We start from the raw sequence: 17,741 nt of genomic DNA on the forward strand, positions 1-17,741 counted from the left end.
GGCGCGCGTCTATTTACTGAATCTGGACGAAGTTGTTTAGGGTTCGTACATGGAGCTTTCGTTGCACCGCTTGAGGATGCTTCGCGAGCTGCGCCGCAGGGGAACGGTCACCGCGGCCGCGGCGGCGTTGCATTACACCGCTTCGGCGGTGTCGCAGCAACTCGCGCAGCTGGAACGCGACGTCGGCGCGAAGCTGTTCGAGCGGCTCGGCCGCCGGGTTCAGCTGACCGAACTCGGCATTCTGCTCACCGAGCACGCCGAGGAGATCCTGGGCTCGGTCGAGCGCGCGACGCTCGCGCTGGAGGAAGCACAGGGCTCGATGTCCGCGCGGCTCACCGCGGGCGTGTGGGCGTCGGTCGCGTCCGGTTTGCTGCCCACCGCGCTCACCGCGCTGGCCGCCGACTACCCGGGAATTCAGGTGCGGACCAAGGAACTCGCCCCGGAGGCGACGGCGGACGCCGTCCGGGACGGCACGCTGGACCTGTCGTTCGTCATCGACTACTCCGATGCCCCGATGGAGTGGGACAACGGGCTCGAACGGGCGGTCGTCGCGGTGGAGCGGCTGCACGCGGCGGTGCCGGCGGGCGCGCTGCCGTCCGCCACCGTGCCGCTCGACGCGCTGGCCGAGCATCCGTGGATCCTGGCGAGCCCCAAGTCCCATTTCGGCCGGGCGATCCGGATTGCCTGCCAGCGGCACGGTTTCCAGCCGAAAATCAATCACGAGGTCGAGGAGCAGTCGACCGCGATGGCGATGGTGGGCGCCGGGCTCGGGGTCACCCTGGTGTCCGATCTCGGGCTGCGGCTGCTGCGCCCGCCGGGGATCGACGTCGTCGCGCTCGCCCCGCCGCTGCTGCGGACGGTGTCGATCGCCTACCGCCGCACCGAGATCCGGCGTCCGGCGCTGCACCTGGTGGTCGGCGCGGTGCAGGACGCCGCGGCCGAATTGGGGCTGGGCACGGAACCCGCGCTGCCGTGACGGGGCGCCCCGGATGGAGCAGCGGGGCCGAGGGTGATCTGTTCGGTGAACGCGCAGGTCAACATGGATTACGGGATCCTTATCGATCGCCGCTGAGCCTTCGCGGCCCTGTTTTTGTCGGACCCCGCGTGTAGCGTCGCGAAGCGACGAGGTCCGGCCCCGCGGACCTCCCGATGTGGACGGCTACAGATGACTGCAGTGCACGATTTTCCGGACAGATCCGGGAGTGCGGCGAACCTGACCGCGCGGGTGCTCTCCGACCGCGCGGAAGGAGAGCGGTACGTAGCGTCGGTGTGTTTCAAGCACGGCCCGCCGAGACTGCTCGGGGTGGAACTGGAGTTCACCGTGCACCACGCCGGCGACCCGGTCCGCCCGCTCGACCCGGACGTTCTCGCCACGGCGCTCGGTCCGCACACCCCGCGGACGCTGCGCCCCGACAGTCCCGCGCTCCCGCTCCCGGCCGGTTCGCCGGTGAGCCTGGAACCCGGGTGCCAGGTGGAGATTTCCGCTCCGCCGCAGGCCTCGCTGCGTGCGCTGCACGCGGCTGTCGAGGCCGATCTCGCTCATCTCACCGGTCTTCTCGCCCGCCACGGCCTCGAACTCGGGGCCGCGGGCATCGACGAACACCGTCCGCCCCGGCGCATTCTGCGCACCCCCCGCTACGCCGCCATGGAACGCCGGTTCGCCCCGATCGGGGCGGGCGGCATCACCATGATGTGCAGCACCGCGGGCCTGCAGATCTGCGTCGACGCGGGCGAGGCGCACGAGGCCGCCGCGCGCTGGGCGGCCGCGCACGCGATGGGGCCGCCGCTGCTGGCGCTGTTCGCGAATTCCCGCGTGCACGCCGGAGCGGACACCGGATTCGCGTCGGCGCGCTGGCTCGCGGTGCGGGAAACCGAGCCGGTGCGCACCCAGTCGCCCGAACCCGGCGCGGACCCGGCGCTCGAATGGGCCCGCCGGATGATGGACACCCCGCTGATGGTGTTCCCGCGCGGCGAACTGCCGTGGGATGCCCCCGACGGGCTCACCTTCGCCGACTGGATCGCCGGCCGGGGCGCGGCCGCCATGCTGCGCCGCCCGACGGTGGCGGACCTCGACTACCACCTCACCACGATGTTCACCCCGGTGCGGCCGCAGGGCTACCTCGAGCTGAGGTACCTGGACGGGCAGCCGCCGGGGGAATGGCTGCCGCCGGTAGCGCTGGTCACCGCGCTGCTGGCGAATCAGTCCACTGTGGACAAGGTGCGGGCGGGGTGCGCGCCGGTCGCGGACCGCTGGGCCGACGCCGCCCGGTGCGGCATGGCCGACGCGGAGCTGGCGGCGGCCGCCAGGGAGCTGGTGGAGCTGGGCATCGCCGAGCTGCCCGCCACCGGGCTCCCGGACGACACCGTCGCCGGGCTCGCCGCGCGGCTGCGGGCGCGGGCCGCCGGAGTGCCGCGCCAGGACCGATGAGCAGGACCGAGATCACCGCCGGGCCGGGCGCCCGGCGAACCGGACTCGAGGAGCCAGGAGCCATGAGCACCATCCCCGAACAGAACCCGTTGCTGGAGCTGAGCCCGCAGGACCTGCGGGCGCACGCGGCCGCCGCCCTCACCCGGGCGCGCGAGCGCAGCGTGGCCCTCACCGACGCGGTCGACGACGAAGACCTCGTGCGGCAGCATTCGAAACTGATGTCGCCGCTGGTGTGGGACCTCGCGCACATCGGCAGCCAGGAAGAGCTGTGGCTGGTCCGCGACGTCGGCGGCCGGGAGCCGCTGCGGCCGGACATCGACGACCTTTACGACGCCTTCCAGCACGCCCGCGCGGACCGTCCGGCGCTGCCGCTGCTCGGCCCGGCCGAGGCCCGCGCCTACGTGAAGGAAGTTCGCGAAAAGGCGTTCGATGTCCTGGAAACCGCCCCGCTGGACGGACGGCGGCTCACCGAGAGCGCGTTCGCGTTCGGCATGATCACCCAGCACGAGCAGCAGCACGACGAGACCATGCTGGCCACGCACCAGCTGCGCAAGGGCGAACCGGTGCTGCACGCGCCGGAGCCGCCGCGCGCGCCCGCCCGGAAGCTGCCCGCCGAGGTGCTCGTGCCCGGCGGCCGGTTCACCATGGGCACCACCGCCGAACCGTGGGCGCTGGACAACGAACGCCCGGCGCACGAGGTCGACGTGCCCGCCTTCGTCCTCGACACCGCCCCGGTCACCTGCGGGGCGTATGTCGAGTTCCTGGAGTCCGGCGGCTACCAGGACCGGCGGTTCTGGAGCGAGCCCGGCTGGGCGTACCGCCAGGAGCACGACATCACCGCGCCCCGGTTCTGGCACCGCGAACCGGACGGCTGGTGGCGCGTCCGCTTCGGCGTGCGCGAGCGCGTCCCGGAGAACGAGCCGGTCGTGCACGTCTCCTATTACGAGGCCGACGCGTACGCGCGCTGGGCGGGCAAGCGGCTGCCCACCGAGGCGGAGTGGGAGAAGGCCGCCCGGCACGACCCGGCGAGCGGCCGGTCGCGGCGATTCCCGTGGGGCGACGAGGAACCGACGGCCGAGCACGCCAACCTGGGGCAGCGCCACCTGCGCGCGGCCGAGGCGGGCGCGTACCCGGCCGGGGCGTCGCCGCTGGGCGTGCACCAGTTGATCGGCGACGTCTGGGAGTGGACGAGCACCGATTTCCACGGCTACCCCGGCTTCGCGCCGTTCCCGTACCGGGAGTACTCGGAGGTGTTCTTCGGGCCGGAGTACAAGATCCTGCGCGGCGGGTCGTTCGGCACCGACGCGGCGGCGATCCGGGGCACGTTCCGCAACTGGGACTACCCGATCCGGCGGCAGATCTTCTCCGGCTTCCGGTGCGCGCGCGATCCGCGCCCGGGCGAGGCGGGCTAGCCGGATGTGCCGTCATCTCGCCTATCTCGGCGCGCCGGTGTCCCCGGCGGAGCTGATGTTCGCCGCGCCGCACGCGCTGCTCGTGCAGTCGTACGCGCCGCTCGACATGCGCGGCGGCGGTTCGGTGAACGCCGACGGCTTCGGCCTCGGCTGGTACCCGGAGCCGGGCGCGCCGCCGCAGCGGTACCGCCGCCGCGAGCCGTTGTGGACGGACCAGACGCTGCCCGCGCTGGCCGCTTCGGTGCGCACCACGGCGTTCGTCGCGGCGGTGCGCAATGGAACCACCGGGATGCCGGTCACCGAAGCGGCCGCCGCGCCGTTCACGCAGGACCGCTGGCTGTTCAGCCACAACGGCGTGGTGCGCGGCTGGCCCGGTTCGATGCGCGGGCTCGCCGGACGGCTGGACGTCACCGAGCTGTTCACGCTCGAAGCGCCCACGGATTCCGCGCTGCTGTGGGCCTTGCTGCGTGCCCGGCTGCGCGCGGGGGAAGAGCCGCTCGAAGCGGTGACTGCCCTCGTGCGCGAGGTCGAGGCGGTCGCCCCGGGCTCCCGGCTGAACCTCCTGCTCACCGACGGCGAACTGCTCGTCGGCACCGCCTGGACGCACGCGTTGTCCGTGCGCCGCACGGAAACCGGCGTGGTGCTGGCGTCGGAGCCGTGCGATCCGGACCCGGCCTGGACCGCCGTGCCCGACCACCACGCCGTGCGCGCCACCGCGGCCGGCGTCGACATCCTTCCCCTGACCCTGGAACGGAGCACCGCCCGATGACCGAAGCGGACCTGGAGAGCCATCGCCGCGACGTGGCCGCCGAACTGCGCGCGGACGTGCGCGAAGGGCTCACGGCCGACCAGAAGTGGTTGCCGCCCAAGTGGTTCTACGACGCCGAAGGCAGCAGGCTGTTCGAGAAGATCACCGCGCTGCCGGAGTACTACCCGACCCGCAGCGAGCGCGAGGTGCTCGCGCGGCGGGCGGCCGAGGTCGCCGAACGCACCGGCGCGCACACGCTCGTCGAGCTGGGCTCGGGGTCGAGCGAGAAGACCCGGCTGCTGCTGGACGCGCTCACCGCGCACGGCACGCTCGAAGCGTTCGTGCCGATGGACGTGTCGGAGAGCGCGCTCGCCGAGGCAGCCGCCGCGATCACGGCGGACTACCCGAAGCTCGACGTGCGCGGCGTCGTCGGCGATTTCACCCAGCACCTGCAGTTGCTGCCCGGCACCGCGCCGAGGGTGGTCGCCTTCCTCGGCGGCACGATCGGCAACTTCCTGCCCGGCGAACGCGCGGAGTTCCTGCGTTCGGTGCGGGACGTGCTCGGCGAAGGGGAGTGGCTGCTGCTCGGCACCGACCTGGTGAAAGACCGGGAAACGCTGGAGCGGGCGTACGACGATGCGGCCGGCGTCACGGCGGCGTTCAACCGCAACGTGCTGCGCGTGATCAACACCGAACTGGGCGCGGACTTCGACCCGGACGAGTTCGAGCACGTCGCGTACTGGGACGCTGACCACGAGTGGATCGAGATGCGGCTGCGCGCCCGGCATCGGCTGGAGGTGCGCATCCCCGGCGCGGACCTGATCGTGCCGTTCGCCGAGGGCGAGCACGTCCGCACCGAGGTGTCGGCGAAGTTCCGGCCGGACGGCGTCGAGGCGGAACTCAACGCCGCCGGGTTCGCGCTGGAGCAATGGTGGACAGACTCACAGCAGCGGTTCGGGGTGAGTTTGGCAAGATCAGAGCGTGCGTAACCCTCTCGCGGCACTCGCCCGCAAGCTCGGCACCCAGCCCCTGCTGATGAGCGCCTCGCGCGCCATCATCGCGACCGACCGGCAGCTGCACCGGTGGTTCGGCGGCCGGGTCACCCTGGTCGGCCTCGCCGGGCTGCCGTCGCTGCGGCTCACCACCACCGGACGGCGCAGCGGCCTGCCGAGGAGCACGAACTTGCTGTACTACCCGCACGGCAGCGAGTTCGTGCTCACCGGCTCCAACTGGGGCCGCCCGCAGAACCCGGCGTGGACGCACAACCTGCGCGAGAACCCGCGCGCGACGGTCGCCCTGCGCGGCCGCGAGATGGAGGTCAAGGCGCGCGAGCTGGAAGGCGAGGAGTACGACCGGATGTGGGCGGAACTGCTCGAGTTCTGGCCGGGCTACGAGATGGAACGGAACGAGGCGGGGCGGGAGTTCCCGGTCTTCGTCCTGTCCCGCTCCTGAACGCTCCGGAGCACCGCGGCGTCCGACGCCGGATTGCCGTCCGTGAGGGAACCTGATTCCCTCAAGGCGGCCCTCGCGGACCTGCGAATACGGCCAGGCGGGGCGTCAATCGGGCATTTCGGCGGCGTTGATGCCTGGGGTGGCGGCGGGAGGCGAGAGCGCCGCGCCGGTTTCCCGGCGGTCCGGCCTGGTCTCCCCAGGAGCCCGGCCGCGCGTCGATCGCCCGTCGGAACCCTGAGTTCCTCCGTTTGGCCGGTGCCCGCCTTGGCCGGATTATGCCAGTCTCGGTGACGCCCCGTAATCAGGCGGGCGCGCAAACAGGGGAGAATCCACGTGCGCGGATCGAGAAGAGCACGAACCGGAGCACTGGTCGCGGCAGTCGCGACCGCGCTGACCGGGCTGGCCGGAACCGCCGTCGCGGCGCCCGCCGCCCCGGCGGCGCAGCAGGCCAAACCCGCGGAGATCGCGCGCACCGCGCCGGTCAAGTGGGAGGAGTGCACCAAAGACCAGCTGCGCGGCGTCCCGGAAGACCAGCTGAAGCTGTACAGCTGCTCGCGGTACCGCGTCCCGATCGACCACGACGACGCGTCGCTCGGCACCATCGACATCGCGCTGATGAAGCGCGCCGCCAAGGTGCCCGGGCAGCGGATCGGGTCGCTGTTCCTGAACCCGGGCGGTCCGGGCGGATCCGGGCTGCGGATGCCGATCTCCGGCGACCGCTACTTCCGCCCGCAGGTGATGGACCGCTTCGACCTCGTCGGGTTCGACCCGCGCGGCATCGGGGCCAGCAACTCGCTGCGCTGCTTCACCACCGCCGAGGACGCCGCGGACGTCCAGGGACAGCTGCTGCCGGTTCCGTTGTCGCGCAAGGAAATCTCCGGCACGCTTGCCGGGTACCGCGACTACGGCCAGTTCTGCCGCCGCAACGCGGGCGCGCTGCTGGACCACATGTCCACCCGCGACGTCGTGCGTGACCTCGACAAGCTGCGCGCCGCGGTCGGCGACCAGCAGCTGACCTACACCGGCTTCTCCTACGGCACCCTCGTCGGCTCCACCTACGCGGCGATGTTCCCGAAGCAGACGCGGGCGATCGTGATCGACGGGAACGTCGACCCGCAACTGCGCACCAACGACGGCGTCACCTACGACCTGGGGCGGGCGCAGGGCTTCGAGATCGCGCTCGACGGCTTCCTCAAGCGCTGTGCCCAGGTCGGCGACAAGTGCGCGTTCAGTGCGGGCGGCGATCCGCGCGCGAAGTACGACGAACTGCGCGAGCACGTGCGCACCGACCCGATCACGCTGCCGGACGGCACGAAGGTCGATCTCGGCACGCTCGTCGGCGCGACGTCGAGCGCGCTGTATTCGCCGGACGGGTTCGCCGATCTGGCCGCGGGCTTGCAGCAGGCGTACTCGGTGCTGCACCCGTCGTTGCAGGCCCAGTCCGCGCGAAAGGGCACGCTCTCCGCGGGCCGCGGCGGTCTGGTCGACCTCGCCCCGGACAGCCCGTACACCGGCAACGACTCCTACTTCGCGGTGAACTGCGCGGACAAGCCGATGCGGATCAAGCAGGAGCAGGTGCCCGGGATCGCGGCCAAGGCGGACCGTGAATCGCCGACGTTCGGCCGCTACCAGGTGTTCTCCGACATCGCCGCCTGCCCGGTGTGGCCCGCGGCGAAGACGTCCGACCCGTACCGCGGGCCGTGGCGGGCGAACACCGCGACGCCGGTGCTGGTGGTCAGCAACTTCTACGACCCGGCCACCCGGTACCGGTACGGCCAGCGGATGGCCGAGGAACTGGGCAACTCCCGGCTGCTGTCGGTCGACTCGTTCGGGCACTGCATCCTCGGCCGGGCGCGGGGCGTGGACGACGCGACCGCCGCGTACCTGATCGACCTGAAGGTGCCCGCCGACGGGCAGGTGTTCCAGCCGGACCGGCAGCCCTTCACCTCGCCCGCGCAGAGCTGATCGGTTGATCTTCCGCCCGGAACCGGGCATAACGGCACGACCCTCTTGTCAGCTGTCGGCGGATCGGTGAAAGTGTCCGCCAGAAGTTCACCTGAGGGGAGTTGACGTGCGGCGCTGGGCGGGCGAGTTCGGCGCGGCCAGGTGGACGGCGGTCCTCGCCGGGACCGCTCTGCTCGCCGGCTGCTCCGGCTCGCCCGCCCAGTCCGGCCCGGTCCAGGTTTCGCGCTCGGCCTGCGGCGACGGCTGGACCGCGCCGCCGGCCGGGCCGCAGACCCTCCAGGTCCGCAACAACGCGGCCGTCACGATGGAGATCGACCTCGTCGACCCGGCCACCGGCACGGTTTTCGGGGAGCTGGAAGGCGTCGGCCCGGGCACGACGCGCGCGTTGCCGGTGAACCTCGGCAACGGCGCGTACGCCCTGCGTTGCGCGCCTGAGGACGGCACGCCGTTCGTCGGGCCGGCTGTGCAGGTCACCGGCGGCGCGGACCGGCCGGGGCCGGCGGTGGTGCCGGTGACCAACGCCGATCTCCTCAGGCCGCTCAAGCAGTACCACGGCTATGTCGCCGACGGCCTCGGCACCCTCACCGGCCAGACCGCCGCGCTGGCCCAAGCCGTCCGGTCGGGGAATCGCGGTGCGGCACAGCAGGCCTGGCTCACCGCACACCTCACCTACGAACGGCTCGGCGCCGCCTACGACGCTTTCGGCGACTCGGACGGCGCGATCAACGGCACCACCGCCGGGCTGCCCGACGGGGCCGCGGATCCCGGCTTCACCGGCTTCCACCGACTTGAGAACGGCTTGTGGCACAACGAATCGATGCCCGCGCTGGCTCCGGTCGCCGACCAGCTCGACCAAGCCGTTCAGAAACTGCGCTCCTCGTTCGCCGACGCCCAGATCGACCAGAACGACCTCGGCCTGCGCGCGCACGAGATCATGGAGAACACCCTCCAGTTCGAGCTGACCGGCCGCACCGACTACGGCAGCGGCTCGAACCTCGCGACCGCGGGCGCGAACCTCACCGGCACCCGCGCCGTGCTCGACGTGCTGCGTCCCCTCCTGACCACCCGGTTCCCGGGCCTGAAAGACCTCGACGCGTGGATCGCCCGCACCGATCGCGATCTGCACGCGGTCGCCGGGAAACCGCTCTCCGCGCTTGACCGGCAGCAGCGGCAGCGGATCAACGCCGACGTCGCCGAGCTGACCGAACGGCTGGCGCCAGTCGCGGCGATCGCGGAGCCGAGGAGGGTGTCGTGACGCTGGGACGGCGCGCGTTCCTGCGCGGAGCGGCCGCCGCCGGGGCGGGCGCGGGCTTGCTCGGGCTGTCCGGCAGCGCGACGGCGGCCGGGGTCCCGTTCCACGGTCCGCGTCAGACGGCTGTACTGGCGGAACCAGCGCGACACTCGGTGGTCGCCGCGTTCGACGTCGTCGCCGAGACTCGCACCGAACTCACCGCCCTGCTCAAGGACCTTACCGATCGCGCGCGGTTTCTCACCAGCGGCGGCGCTCCCGCGTCGGTCGGGATCTCCGGACCGCCTGCGGACTCCGGCGTCCTCGGCCCGGAAGTCCCGAAAGGACAGTTGTCGGTGCTCGTCGGCGCTGGCGCGTCGTTGTTCGACGACCGGTACGGGCTCGCCGCGCGCAAGCCTCCGAAGCTCAAGCAGATGCCGATGTTCCCGGACGACGCGCTCGATCCCCAGTGGTGCCACGGCGACCTGAGCCTCGTGCTCAACGCCGCCGAACCGGACACCGTGCTGCACGCCTTGCGCGACATCGCCCGCGCGACCAGAGGCGGGATGCAGCTGCGCTGGAAGATCGACGGGTTCAGCTCGCCGCCGCGCCCGGCCGGGACGCCGCGCAACCTGCTCGGCTTCAAGGACGGCACCGCGAACCCGGCACCGTCCGAAGCGGACAGTCTCGTGTGGACCGAGGACGGCGGCAGCTACCAGGTGATCCGGCTGATCCGGATGCTGGTCGAGTTCTGGGACCGGGTGTCGCTGTCGGAGCAGGAGAACATGATCGGCCGCCGCCGCGACACCGGTGCCCCGCTCGACGGTGCGGCCGAGCAGGACGTGCCGCGCTACGGCGAGGACCCGATCGGCACCGTCGTCCCGCTGACGAGCCACATCCGGCTCGCGAACCCGCGCACCCCGCAGACCGACGGGCAGCGGATCCTGCGCCGCGCGGTGAACTACGACCGCGGCGTGGACGCCAACGGCAACCTCGACATGGGCCTCGTCTTCACCTGTTACCAGCGCGATCTCGAGCAGCAGTTCGAGGCCGTGCAGAAGCGGCTCGCCGGCGAGCCGCTCACCGACTACGTCTCGCCGTTCGGGGGCGGGTATTTCCACCTGTTCCCGGGCGTGACGGGTCCGGCCGACCACTACGGCCGGGCGGTGCTGGGCTGAGCGGAAGGAGCACGGAGTGATGCGGACCAGGAGGGCCACCGCGGCAGCCGCGCTGGCAGCGACCGCGGCGCTGGCGGCGGCGTGCGCGAGCAGTTCGGCGTCGACTCCGGTGCCGGGGAGTGCTGTCGCCGCGGAGACGTTCGGGACTGCTACGCCGATCAAGCATGTGGTGGTGATCTTTGGCGAGAATATCTCTTTTGATCATTACTTCGGGACTTATCCTCATGCGACGAATGAGAACGGGACTCCGTTCCATGCGGCGCCGGGTACGCCGAAGGTCAACGGGCTGACTCCGGAGCTGTTGCAGCACAACCCGAACGCCTACAACCCGAAGCGACTCAGCCCGGACCAGGCGCTCACCTGCGACCAGGCGCACGACTACAAGAAGGAACAGGCCGCGTTCAACGGCGGCAAGATGGACAAGTTCGTCGAGTACACCGAGAAGGACAAGTGCACCGGGCAGCCAGTGTTGTTCGGTGAGCCTGGGCTGGTGATGAACTACTTCGACGGTAATACGGTTACCGCGATGTGGAATTATGCTCAGCATTACGCGCTGAGCGACAACTCCTTCAACACTGTGTTCGGACCGTCCAGTCCTGGTGCGATCAATCTTGTTTCCGGGCAGACGCATGGGCTGCAGCCGGTCGATTCGGTCACTGGTGAGCCGAAGGTCGATCCGCACACCGCGGCGTCGCCCGATTCCCACGGTGTCGGCACCATGATCACCGACCCCGACCCGGCGTTCGACGACTGCTCGGACAAGAACCACACCGCGACGGACAATCTCGGCGCGTTCCAGGGCCGCAATGTCGGGGATCTGTTGAATGCGCGTGGGGTTACGTGGGGCTGGTTCGAGGGTGGGTTCCGGCCTACTGGTGAGGCGAACGGGTATGCCGTTTGCGGGACTAAGCATCCTAATGTGGGTGGGCAGGCGTCGGTCGACTACAGCCCGCATCACGAGCCGTTCCAGTACTACCAGTCGACTTCGAATCGGAAGCATCTGCCGCCGTCGTCGTTGCATGCGGTGGGGCAGCAGGATCAGGCTAACCATCAGTATGACGTTCGGGACTTCAATGACGCACTTGCTGCGGGGGTCATGCCTGCGGTGAGTTTTTTGAAGGCGCCTGAATATCAGGACGGGCATGCTGGGTATTCGGATCCGTTGGACGAGCAGGCGTTTGTGGCTGAGGAGGTTAACCGGATCCAGGCTTCGCCGCAGTGGAAGAACACTGCGATTGTGCTGGCTTATGACGATTCGGACGGGTGGTACGACCACGTCGCGTCGAAGGTCGTGAACGGGTCCCATGACTCGGGGCAGGATGCGTCGGTCTGTACCTCGAAGCCGGTGAAGCTGGGCGGGTTCGCGGATCGGTGCGGGTATGGGCCTCGGTTGCCGTTGCTGGTGATTTCGCCGTACAGCAAGGTGAATTATGTTGATCACACGATGACGGATCAGACTTCGGTGTTGCGGTTTGTTGAGGACAACTGGCGTTTGGGGCGGATTGGCGGCGGGTCGTTCGATGTGATGGCGGGGTCGTTGGGCGGGATGTTCGACTTTTCGCATCCTCGGGCGAAGACGGTGAAGGTGGATCCTCGGACTGGGGCTGTGGTGGGGTAGGCGGCTCGTCGCCTGGCGGCGACATTGCGACCGAGAGCTTGCGTGGGGCACCCCGAAGCCCAAGTGTGCTGACGGGCGGAGGGTGTTTGTCAAGGCGGGAAAGATGCCTTGACAAACACCCGCCGCCCGCAGGGAGGCTTCGTATCGGGGTGCGGGGGTGGTGTGGGTGCCTCGCTGGGGTGGGTCTGGTGGTGGCGGGAAGCAGTGTGGCCCGCCCCCGTTGAACGGGGGCGGGCCACAGCTGTTGGGTCAGGCTGTCAGGACTGGGTCATCTTGCGCAGCACGTACTGCAGGATGCCGCCGTTGCGGTAGTAGTCCGCTTCGCCGGGGGTGTCGATGCGGACTACCGCGTCGAACTCCACCTTCGTGCCGTCCTGCTTCGTGGCGGTCACGTGCACCGTGCGGGGGGTTTCGCCCTCGTTCAGCTTCGTGATGCCCTTGATGTCGAACGTTTCGGTGCCGTCCAGCTTCAGCGACGACGCCGACTCGCCCTCCGGGAACTGCAGCGGGATGACGCCCATGCCGATCAGGTTCGAGCGGTGGATGCGCTCGAACGACTCGGTGATCACCGCGCGCACGCCCAACAGCGAAGTGCCCTTGGCCGCCCAGTCGCGCGACGAACCCGAGCCGTACTCCTTGCCGCCCAGCACGACCAGCGGGGTGCCCGCCGCCGCGTAGTTCTGGGCCGCGTCGTAGATGAACGCCTGCGGGGCGCCCTCGACCGTGAAGTCGCGGGTGTAGCCGCCCTGCACGTCGTCCAGCAGCTGGTTGCGCAGCCGGATGTTCGCGAACGTGCCGCGGATCATGACCTCGTGGTTGCCGCGGCGCGAGCCGTAGGAGTTGAAGTCCTTGCGCTCGATGCCGTGCTCGGTCAGGTAGCGGCCGGCCGGGGTGTCGGCCTTGATCGCGCCGGCGGGGGAGATGTGGTCGGTGGTGACCGAGTCGCCCAGCTTCGCCAGCACCCGGGCGCCCGCGATGTCCTGCACCGGGGCCGGTTCGGCGGTCATGCCGTCGAAGTACGGAGGCTTCCGGACGTAGGTGGACTCGCCGTCCCACTCGAAGGTCTTGCCGGTCGGCGTCGGGAGCGACTTCCAGCGCTCGCCGCCGTCGAACACGTCGGCGTAGTCCTTCGTGAACATCTCCTGGGTGATCGCGGAGTCGATGGTCTCCTGGATCTCCTGCGGCGACGGCCAGATGTCCTTCAGGAACACGTCGTTGCCGTCGGTGTCCTGCCCGAGCGGCTGCGTCGCGAAGTCGAAGTCCATCGTGCCGGCCAGCGCGTACGCGATGACCAGCGGCGGGGACGCCAGGTAGTTCATCTTGACGTCCGGGTTGATCCGGCCCTCGAAGTTCCGGTTGCCCGACAGCACCGAGACCGCGGTGAGGTCGTTCTCCTGGATCGCGGCGGAGATCTCGTCCGACAGCGGGCCCGAGTTGCCGATGCAGGTGGTGCAGCCGTAGCCGACCAGGTGGTAGCCCAGCTTCTCCAGGTACGGCCAGAGACCGGCCTTGTTGTAGTAGTCGGTGACGACCTGCGAACCCGGCGCCATCGAGGTCTTGACCCACGGCTTGACCGAGAGGCCCTTGTCGACCGCGTTGCGCGCGAGCAGCGCCGCGCCCAGCATGACCGACGGGTTGGAGGTGTTGGTGCACGAGGTGATCGAGGCGATCACCACGGCGCCGTGGTCGAGCACGAACTCGCCGCGGTCGGCGGTGGACACCTTGACCGGCTTGCTCGGCCGGCCGGTGGCGCCGTTGGCCGCGGACTGCACCGGAACGGCGGTCTCGTCCGCGAACGACAGCGCGGCCGGGTCGGAGGCCGGGAAGGTCTCCTCGACGGTCTCGTCGACGTTGGTGTGCGGGGTGGGCTGCTCGTCCTCGGCGTAGTCGTGCACCGACTTGCGGAACGAGGACTTCGCGTCGGACAGCTCGATGCGGTCCTGCGGGCGCTTCGGGCCGGCGATCGACGGGACCACCGTCGACAGGTCCAGTTCGAGGTACTCGGAGTACTGCGCCTCGTGCGACGGGTCGTGCCAGAGGCCCTGCTCCTTGGCGTACGCCTCGACCAGCGCGACCTGCTCGGCCGAACGGCCGGTGAGCTTGAGGTAGCGGACGGTCTCGTCGTCGATCGGGAAGATCGCCGCGGTGGAGCCGAACTCCGGGCTCATGTTGCCGATGGTGGCGCGGTTGGCCAGCGGCACCTGGGCGACGCTCTCGCCGTAGAACTCGACGAACTTGCCGACCACGCCGTGGCGGCGCAGCATCTCGGTGATCGTGAGCACGACGTCGGTCGCGGTGACGCCCGCCGGGATCTCGCCGGTCAGCTTGAAGCCGACGACGCGCGGGATCAGCATCGACACCGGCTGGCCCAGCATGGCCGCCTCGGCCTCGATGCCGCCGACGCCCCAGCCCAGCACGCCGAGGCCGTTGACCATGGTGGTGTGCGAGTCGGTGCCGACGCAGGAGTCGGGGTACGCCTGGCCGCCCCGGGCCATGACGGTGCGGGCCAGGTGCTCGATGTTGACCTGGTGCACGATGCCGGTGCCCGGCGGGACGACCTTGAACTCGTCGAAGGCGCCCTGGCCCCAGCGCAGGAACTGGTAGCGCTCGCGGTTGCGCTCGTACTCGATCTCCACGTTGCGCTCGAAGGCGTCCGCGCGGCCGAACACGTCGATGATCACCGAGTGGTCGATGACCATCTCGGCCGGGGCGAGCGGGTTGACCTTGTCCGGGTCGCCGCCGAGTGCGGTCACGGCCTCGCGCATGGTGGCCAGGTCGACCACGCAGGGCACGCCGGTGAAGTCCTGCATGATCACCCGGGCGGGCGTGAACTGGATCTCGATCGACGGGTCCGCGTTCGGATCCCAGCCGCCGAGCGCGCGGATGTGGTCGGCGGTGATGTTCGCGCCGTCCTCGGTGCGCAGCAGGTTCTCGAGGAGGATCTTCAGGCTGTAGGGCAGCCGCGCGGCGCCTTCGACCTTGTCCAGGCGGAAGATCTCGTACGAGTTCTCTTCCACCTGCAAGGTGTCCTTGGCGCCGAAGCTGTCCTTGCTAGGTGCAGTCACGTCTAACTCCAGTGGCATGGATTCCACGCCGCCGCCGGCGTGTCCTCCCGGGTCAGTTCGGTGTCGTAATCCGGGTCGTCGGGTCGACCCAGGCGAGTCTTGCGCACCCCCACCGTAGGACCGGAACCGGGAGGGCACACCTCGTCCGTCTCCCCAAACAGTACGCGTGTCCTGTATTTCGTTCAAGACGACACGCGGAGTGACGTGCGCCATCCCGACGCGCCGCGCCGCCACGTCCCCCGAACAGGGGAAATGATCTCCGCGATGTGTAAGTTCTTCCTGAGGCTTGTGATAGTGGTGTGACTGCAGTGGTGCGCGGTGTGCCCGCGCACGGCAGCCAGGAAGCGGAGGTGGCGGGCGTGATGGTCCGGCGTGGACGGTCCGGGACGGCGGGCGCGCTGGTGCGCGGCGCCGGTGCGCGGCGTGGCCTGACGATCGCGACGGTCACCCTGGTGGCGCTGCTCGGCGCGACCGGCACCGGGCTCGCGGTGCCCCCGCCGCCGCCGAACCCCAGCGACTCCTCGATCGACTCGGCCAAGGGCGCCGCCAGCGCGAAGGCGGGCGAGGTCGGCCGGCTCACCAACCAGCTCGCGCAGGCCGAGCAGAAGCTCAGCGCGCTGCAGGACGACGTCGAGCTGAAGCAGGAACAGGCCATGAAGGCCCTGGTCGACCTGCAGACCGCGCAGGACGAGGCCACCCAGGCGCAGAACGACGCGAAGTCGGCGCGCCAGGAGGCGGACGCGGCGGTCGGCGCGATCGAGAAGGCCCGCGCGGACGCGAAGAAGTTCGCCGCCGCGAGCTTCGAGCAGGGCAGCACGATCGGGTCGGTCTCGGCGTACCTGACCTCGGACAGCCCGAAGGACCTGCTCGCCCGCGCCCAGCTGCTCAACGCCATCGGCGGCTCGCGGCTCAACGCGATGGACCGGCTCCAGCAGGCGCAGACGGAGAAGGCCAACAAGGACTCGGCCGCGCGCAAGGCGCTGGAGCTGGCGGAGCAGAAGCAGAACGCGGCCACCCGGGCGAAGGGCACCGCGGACGCCGCGCAGTCCGCCGCCGTGTCCGCGCAGCAGTCCCAGGCCGCGCAGAACACGCTGCTGGAAGCCAACAAGAACTCCGTCGAGCAGCAGCTGTACGCCGCGCAGGCGAAGGTCAACGGCCTGCAGGGGCAGCGCCAGCGCTACCAGGACTGGCTCGCGCAGAAGCAGCGCGAGGACGAGGAGCGCGCGCGGCAGGCGGCGCTGCGGGCGGCGGCGAACAGCCACGACAACGACAACAACGGCGGCGGGGGCGGCGGCCGTCGTCCTTCCCCGGCGGCGGGCAGCTCGATCGAAGCGGTGATCGCGCGGGCGCTGTCGAAGGTGGGCATGCCGTACGCGTGGGGCGGCGGCAACGGCAGCGGCCCGACCCGCGGCATCCGCGACGGCGGCGTGGCCGACCGCTACGGCGACTACCGCAAGATCGGCTTCGACTGCTCCGGCCTCATGATCTACGCCTTCGCCGGCGTTCAGGGCCTGCCGCACTTCAGCGGCTACCAGTACACCTCGGGCCGCCGGGTGCCGCTGTCGCAGATGCGCCGCGGCGACATGCTCTTCTGGGGCGGTTCGGGCGGCATCCACCACGTCGCGCTGTACCTGGGCAACGGGCAGATGGTCGAGGCCCCGCAGTCGGGTTCGTACGTGCGCGTGACGTCGGTCCGCTACGGCGGGATCATGCCGTACGCGACGCGCCTCATCGGCTGAGCGGGCTCCACACGTACGGCGTCGTTTCGGTGACCGCGGTGAAGCCCAGTCGTTCGAGGATCGGGCGGCTGGTCGGCAGCGCGTCCACCTGGAGATAGGACACCCCTCGCGCGCGGGCAGTGCCGACCCGGTGCGCCACGAGCGCCCGGTAGAGGCCCCGGCCGCGCCATTCGGGCAGGGTCGCGCCGCCCCAGAGTCCGGCGAATCCGGTGCCGGGCACGAGTTCCAGGCGGGACGCGGCGACGAACCGGCCCTCCGCTTCAGCCACGACGTGTGTGGTGGTCCCGGAATCGGCGCGCGCCCGGGCGAGCAGATCCGCGGCGACGGCGGCCTCGTCGTGGCCGAACACCGAAGCCGAGAGCGTCGCGATGCGCAGCAGATCGTCGCGGCCGTCGGCTTCGCGCACGACCACGTCGGTCGACGGGGGAGCCGAGGCGGCGACGGCGTCCAGCGGGGCGACCAGGACGGTTTCGGTTTCCTCCGGGGCGAATCCGGCGGCAAGCAACCGCTCGGGAAGCTCGGCGGGACGGTCGTGGCTGCGGGTCTTCCACTCGAACTCCTCGCCGCGGGCGGCGAAGAACGCGCGCTGGCGGGCGATCAGCTCGTCGAGCGCGCCGCCGGTCACGCCGAGGTCGGGCGGTCCGGAGACGAACCCGCGGCGGCCGCCGGTGAGGCGGGCGAGCGGGCCGTCGAGCGTCAGCTGCTGTCCGGGTTCGGCTTGGGTCAGCTCGGCTTGCCGGACCTCGCGGTCGTAAGCGGCGAGCAACAGAGCGGCATCGGGCACTTCGGCAACCTAGCGCGGCCCGACCCGGAGCGCGCGGGTTTCTCGTGAGTGGCGATCACGGTTCTAACCGGGATTGCCACTCACGACCCCCTGGTGCGCGCGAGGTGGGCGGCAGGCAGGCTGG

At 70.5% G+C, this 17,741-nt stretch carries 13 protein-coding genes; 11 read left to right on the plus strand and 2 right to left on the minus strand.

Annotation, left to right across the window (positions count from 1 at the left end):
• The first annotated feature begins 49 nt into the window (after nucleotides 1-49).
• From ACFSVL_RS45340 to ACFSVL_RS45385, 10 genes are all read left to right on the plus strand, one after another.
• Complete coding sequence (locus ACFSVL_RS45340; protein WP_378314169.1) at nucleotides 50-976, plus strand: LysR family transcriptional regulator; 927 nt, start codon at nucleotides 50-52, stop codon at nucleotides 974-976.
• A 189-nt stretch (nucleotides 977-1,165) separates the two neighbouring features.
• Nucleotides 1,166-2,428 (plus strand): glutamate-cysteine ligase family protein, encoded by a 1,263-nt coding sequence (locus ACFSVL_RS45345; RefSeq protein WP_378314171.1) that lies wholly within the window; start codon nucleotides 1,166-1,168, stop codon nucleotides 2,426-2,428.
• Between the two features lie 62 nt (nucleotides 2,429-2,490).
• A complete protein-coding gene (gene egtB, locus ACFSVL_RS45350; protein ID WP_378314172.1) occupies nucleotides 2,491-3,840 on the plus strand; it encodes an ergothioneine biosynthesis protein EgtB in 1,350 nt (449 codons plus the stop codon).
• Between the two features lie 4 nt (nucleotides 3,841-3,844).
• Nucleotides 3,845-4,609: an ergothioneine biosynthesis protein EgtC gene (egtC, locus tag ACFSVL_RS45355; protein ID WP_378314174.1), complete on the plus strand. Its 765-nt coding sequence runs from the start codon at nucleotides 3,845-3,847 to the stop codon at nucleotides 4,607-4,609.
• Entirely contained in the window at nucleotides 4,606-5,577 is a 972-nt protein-coding gene (gene egtD / locus ACFSVL_RS45360) for an L-histidine N(alpha)-methyltransferase (protein WP_378314175.1), read from the plus strand. The genes egtC and egtD overlap by 4 nt, the downstream gene beginning before the upstream one ends.
• A complete protein-coding gene (locus ACFSVL_RS45365; RefSeq protein ID WP_378314176.1) occupies nucleotides 5,570-6,040 on the plus strand; it encodes a nitroreductase family deazaflavin-dependent oxidoreductase in 471 nt (156 codons plus the stop codon). The genes egtD and ACFSVL_RS45365 overlap by 8 nt, the downstream gene beginning before the upstream one ends.
• A 333-nt stretch (nucleotides 6,041-6,373) precedes the next feature.
• Nucleotides 6,374-8,005 carry an alpha/beta hydrolase gene (locus tag ACFSVL_RS45370; protein ID WP_378314178.1) on the plus strand — a complete coding sequence of 544 codons (1,632 nt, stop codon included), beginning with the start codon at nucleotides 6,374-6,376 and terminating at the stop codon, nucleotides 8,003-8,005.
• A gap of 106 nt (nucleotides 8,006-8,111) precedes the next feature.
• Entirely contained in the window at nucleotides 8,112-9,260 is a 1,149-nt protein-coding gene (locus ACFSVL_RS45375) for an EfeM/EfeO family lipoprotein (protein ID WP_378314180.1), read from the plus strand.
• Entirely contained in the window at nucleotides 9,257-10,411 is a 1,155-nt protein-coding gene (locus tag ACFSVL_RS45380) for a Dyp-type peroxidase (RefSeq protein ID WP_378314182.1), read from the plus strand. Before ACFSVL_RS45375 ends, ACFSVL_RS45380 begins: the two co-directional genes overlap by 4 nt.
• Nucleotides 10,412-10,430: 19 nt before the next feature.
• On the plus strand, nucleotides 10,431-12,029 hold the full coding sequence (locus tag ACFSVL_RS45385) for a phospholipase C (protein WP_378314211.1): 1,599 nt from the start codon (nucleotides 10,431-10,433) through the stop codon (nucleotides 12,027-12,029).
• 257 nt (nucleotides 12,030-12,286) lie between these two features.
• Here the strand turns inward: ACFSVL_RS45385 and acnA are convergent, their stop codons facing one another.
• Nucleotides 12,287-15,094, minus strand: a complete 2,808-nt coding sequence (gene acnA / locus ACFSVL_RS45390) for an aconitate hydratase AcnA (protein ID WP_378314183.1) — start codon at nucleotides 15,092-15,094, stop codon at nucleotides 12,287-12,289.
• A 362-nt stretch (nucleotides 15,095-15,456) separates the two neighbouring features.
• Here acnA and ACFSVL_RS45395 point away from each other — a divergent pair, with 362 nt between their 5' ends.
• Nucleotides 15,457-16,833 (plus strand): NlpC/P60 family protein, encoded by a 1,377-nt coding sequence (locus ACFSVL_RS45395; protein WP_378314213.1) that lies wholly within the window; start codon nucleotides 15,457-15,459, stop codon nucleotides 16,831-16,833.
• On the opposite strand, the gene ACFSVL_RS45400 is transcribed toward ACFSVL_RS45395, so the two are convergent.
• Nucleotides 16,823-17,617, minus strand: a complete 795-nt coding sequence (locus ACFSVL_RS45400) for a GNAT family N-acetyltransferase (RefSeq protein WP_378314184.1) — start codon at nucleotides 17,615-17,617, stop codon at nucleotides 16,823-16,825. The two genes, ACFSVL_RS45395 and ACFSVL_RS45400, sit on opposite strands and share 11 nt — an antisense overlap.
• Between the last annotated feature and the right edge of the window lie 124 nt (nucleotides 17,618-17,741).

The organism is Amycolatopsis silviterrae (genome assembly GCF_042684085.1).
GTDB classification, from domain to species: domain Bacteria; phylum Actinomycetota; class Actinomycetes; order Mycobacteriales; family Pseudonocardiaceae; genus Amycolatopsis; species Amycolatopsis silviterrae.

Bases quoted from the DNA above. Each gene is read 5' to 3' on its own strand.
- ACFSVL_RS45395 (WP_378314213.1), top strand. From the start codon at position 15,457: ATGGTCCGGCGTGGACGGTCCGGGACGGCGGGCGCGCTGGTGCGCGGC.
- egtC (WP_378314174.1), top strand. From the start codon at position 3,845: ATGTGCCGTCATCTCGCCTATCTCGGCGCGCCGGTGTCCCCGGCGGAG.
- ACFSVL_RS45385 (WP_378314211.1), top strand. From the start codon at position 10,431: ATGCGGACCAGGAGGGCCACCGCGGCAGCCGCGCTGGCAGCGACCGCG.
- ACFSVL_RS45345 (WP_378314171.1), top strand. From the start codon at position 1,166: ATGACTGCAGTGCACGATTTTCCGGACAGATCCGGGAGTGCGGCGAAC.
- egtB (WP_378314172.1), top strand. From the start codon at position 2,491: ATGAGCACCATCCCCGAACAGAACCCGTTGCTGGAGCTGAGCCCGCAG.
- ACFSVL_RS45340 (WP_378314169.1), top strand. From the start codon at position 50: ATGGAGCTTTCGTTGCACCGCTTGAGGATGCTTCGCGAGCTGCGCCGC.
- egtD (WP_378314175.1), top strand. From the start codon at position 4,606: ATGACCGAAGCGGACCTGGAGAGCCATCGCCGCGACGTGGCCGCCGAA.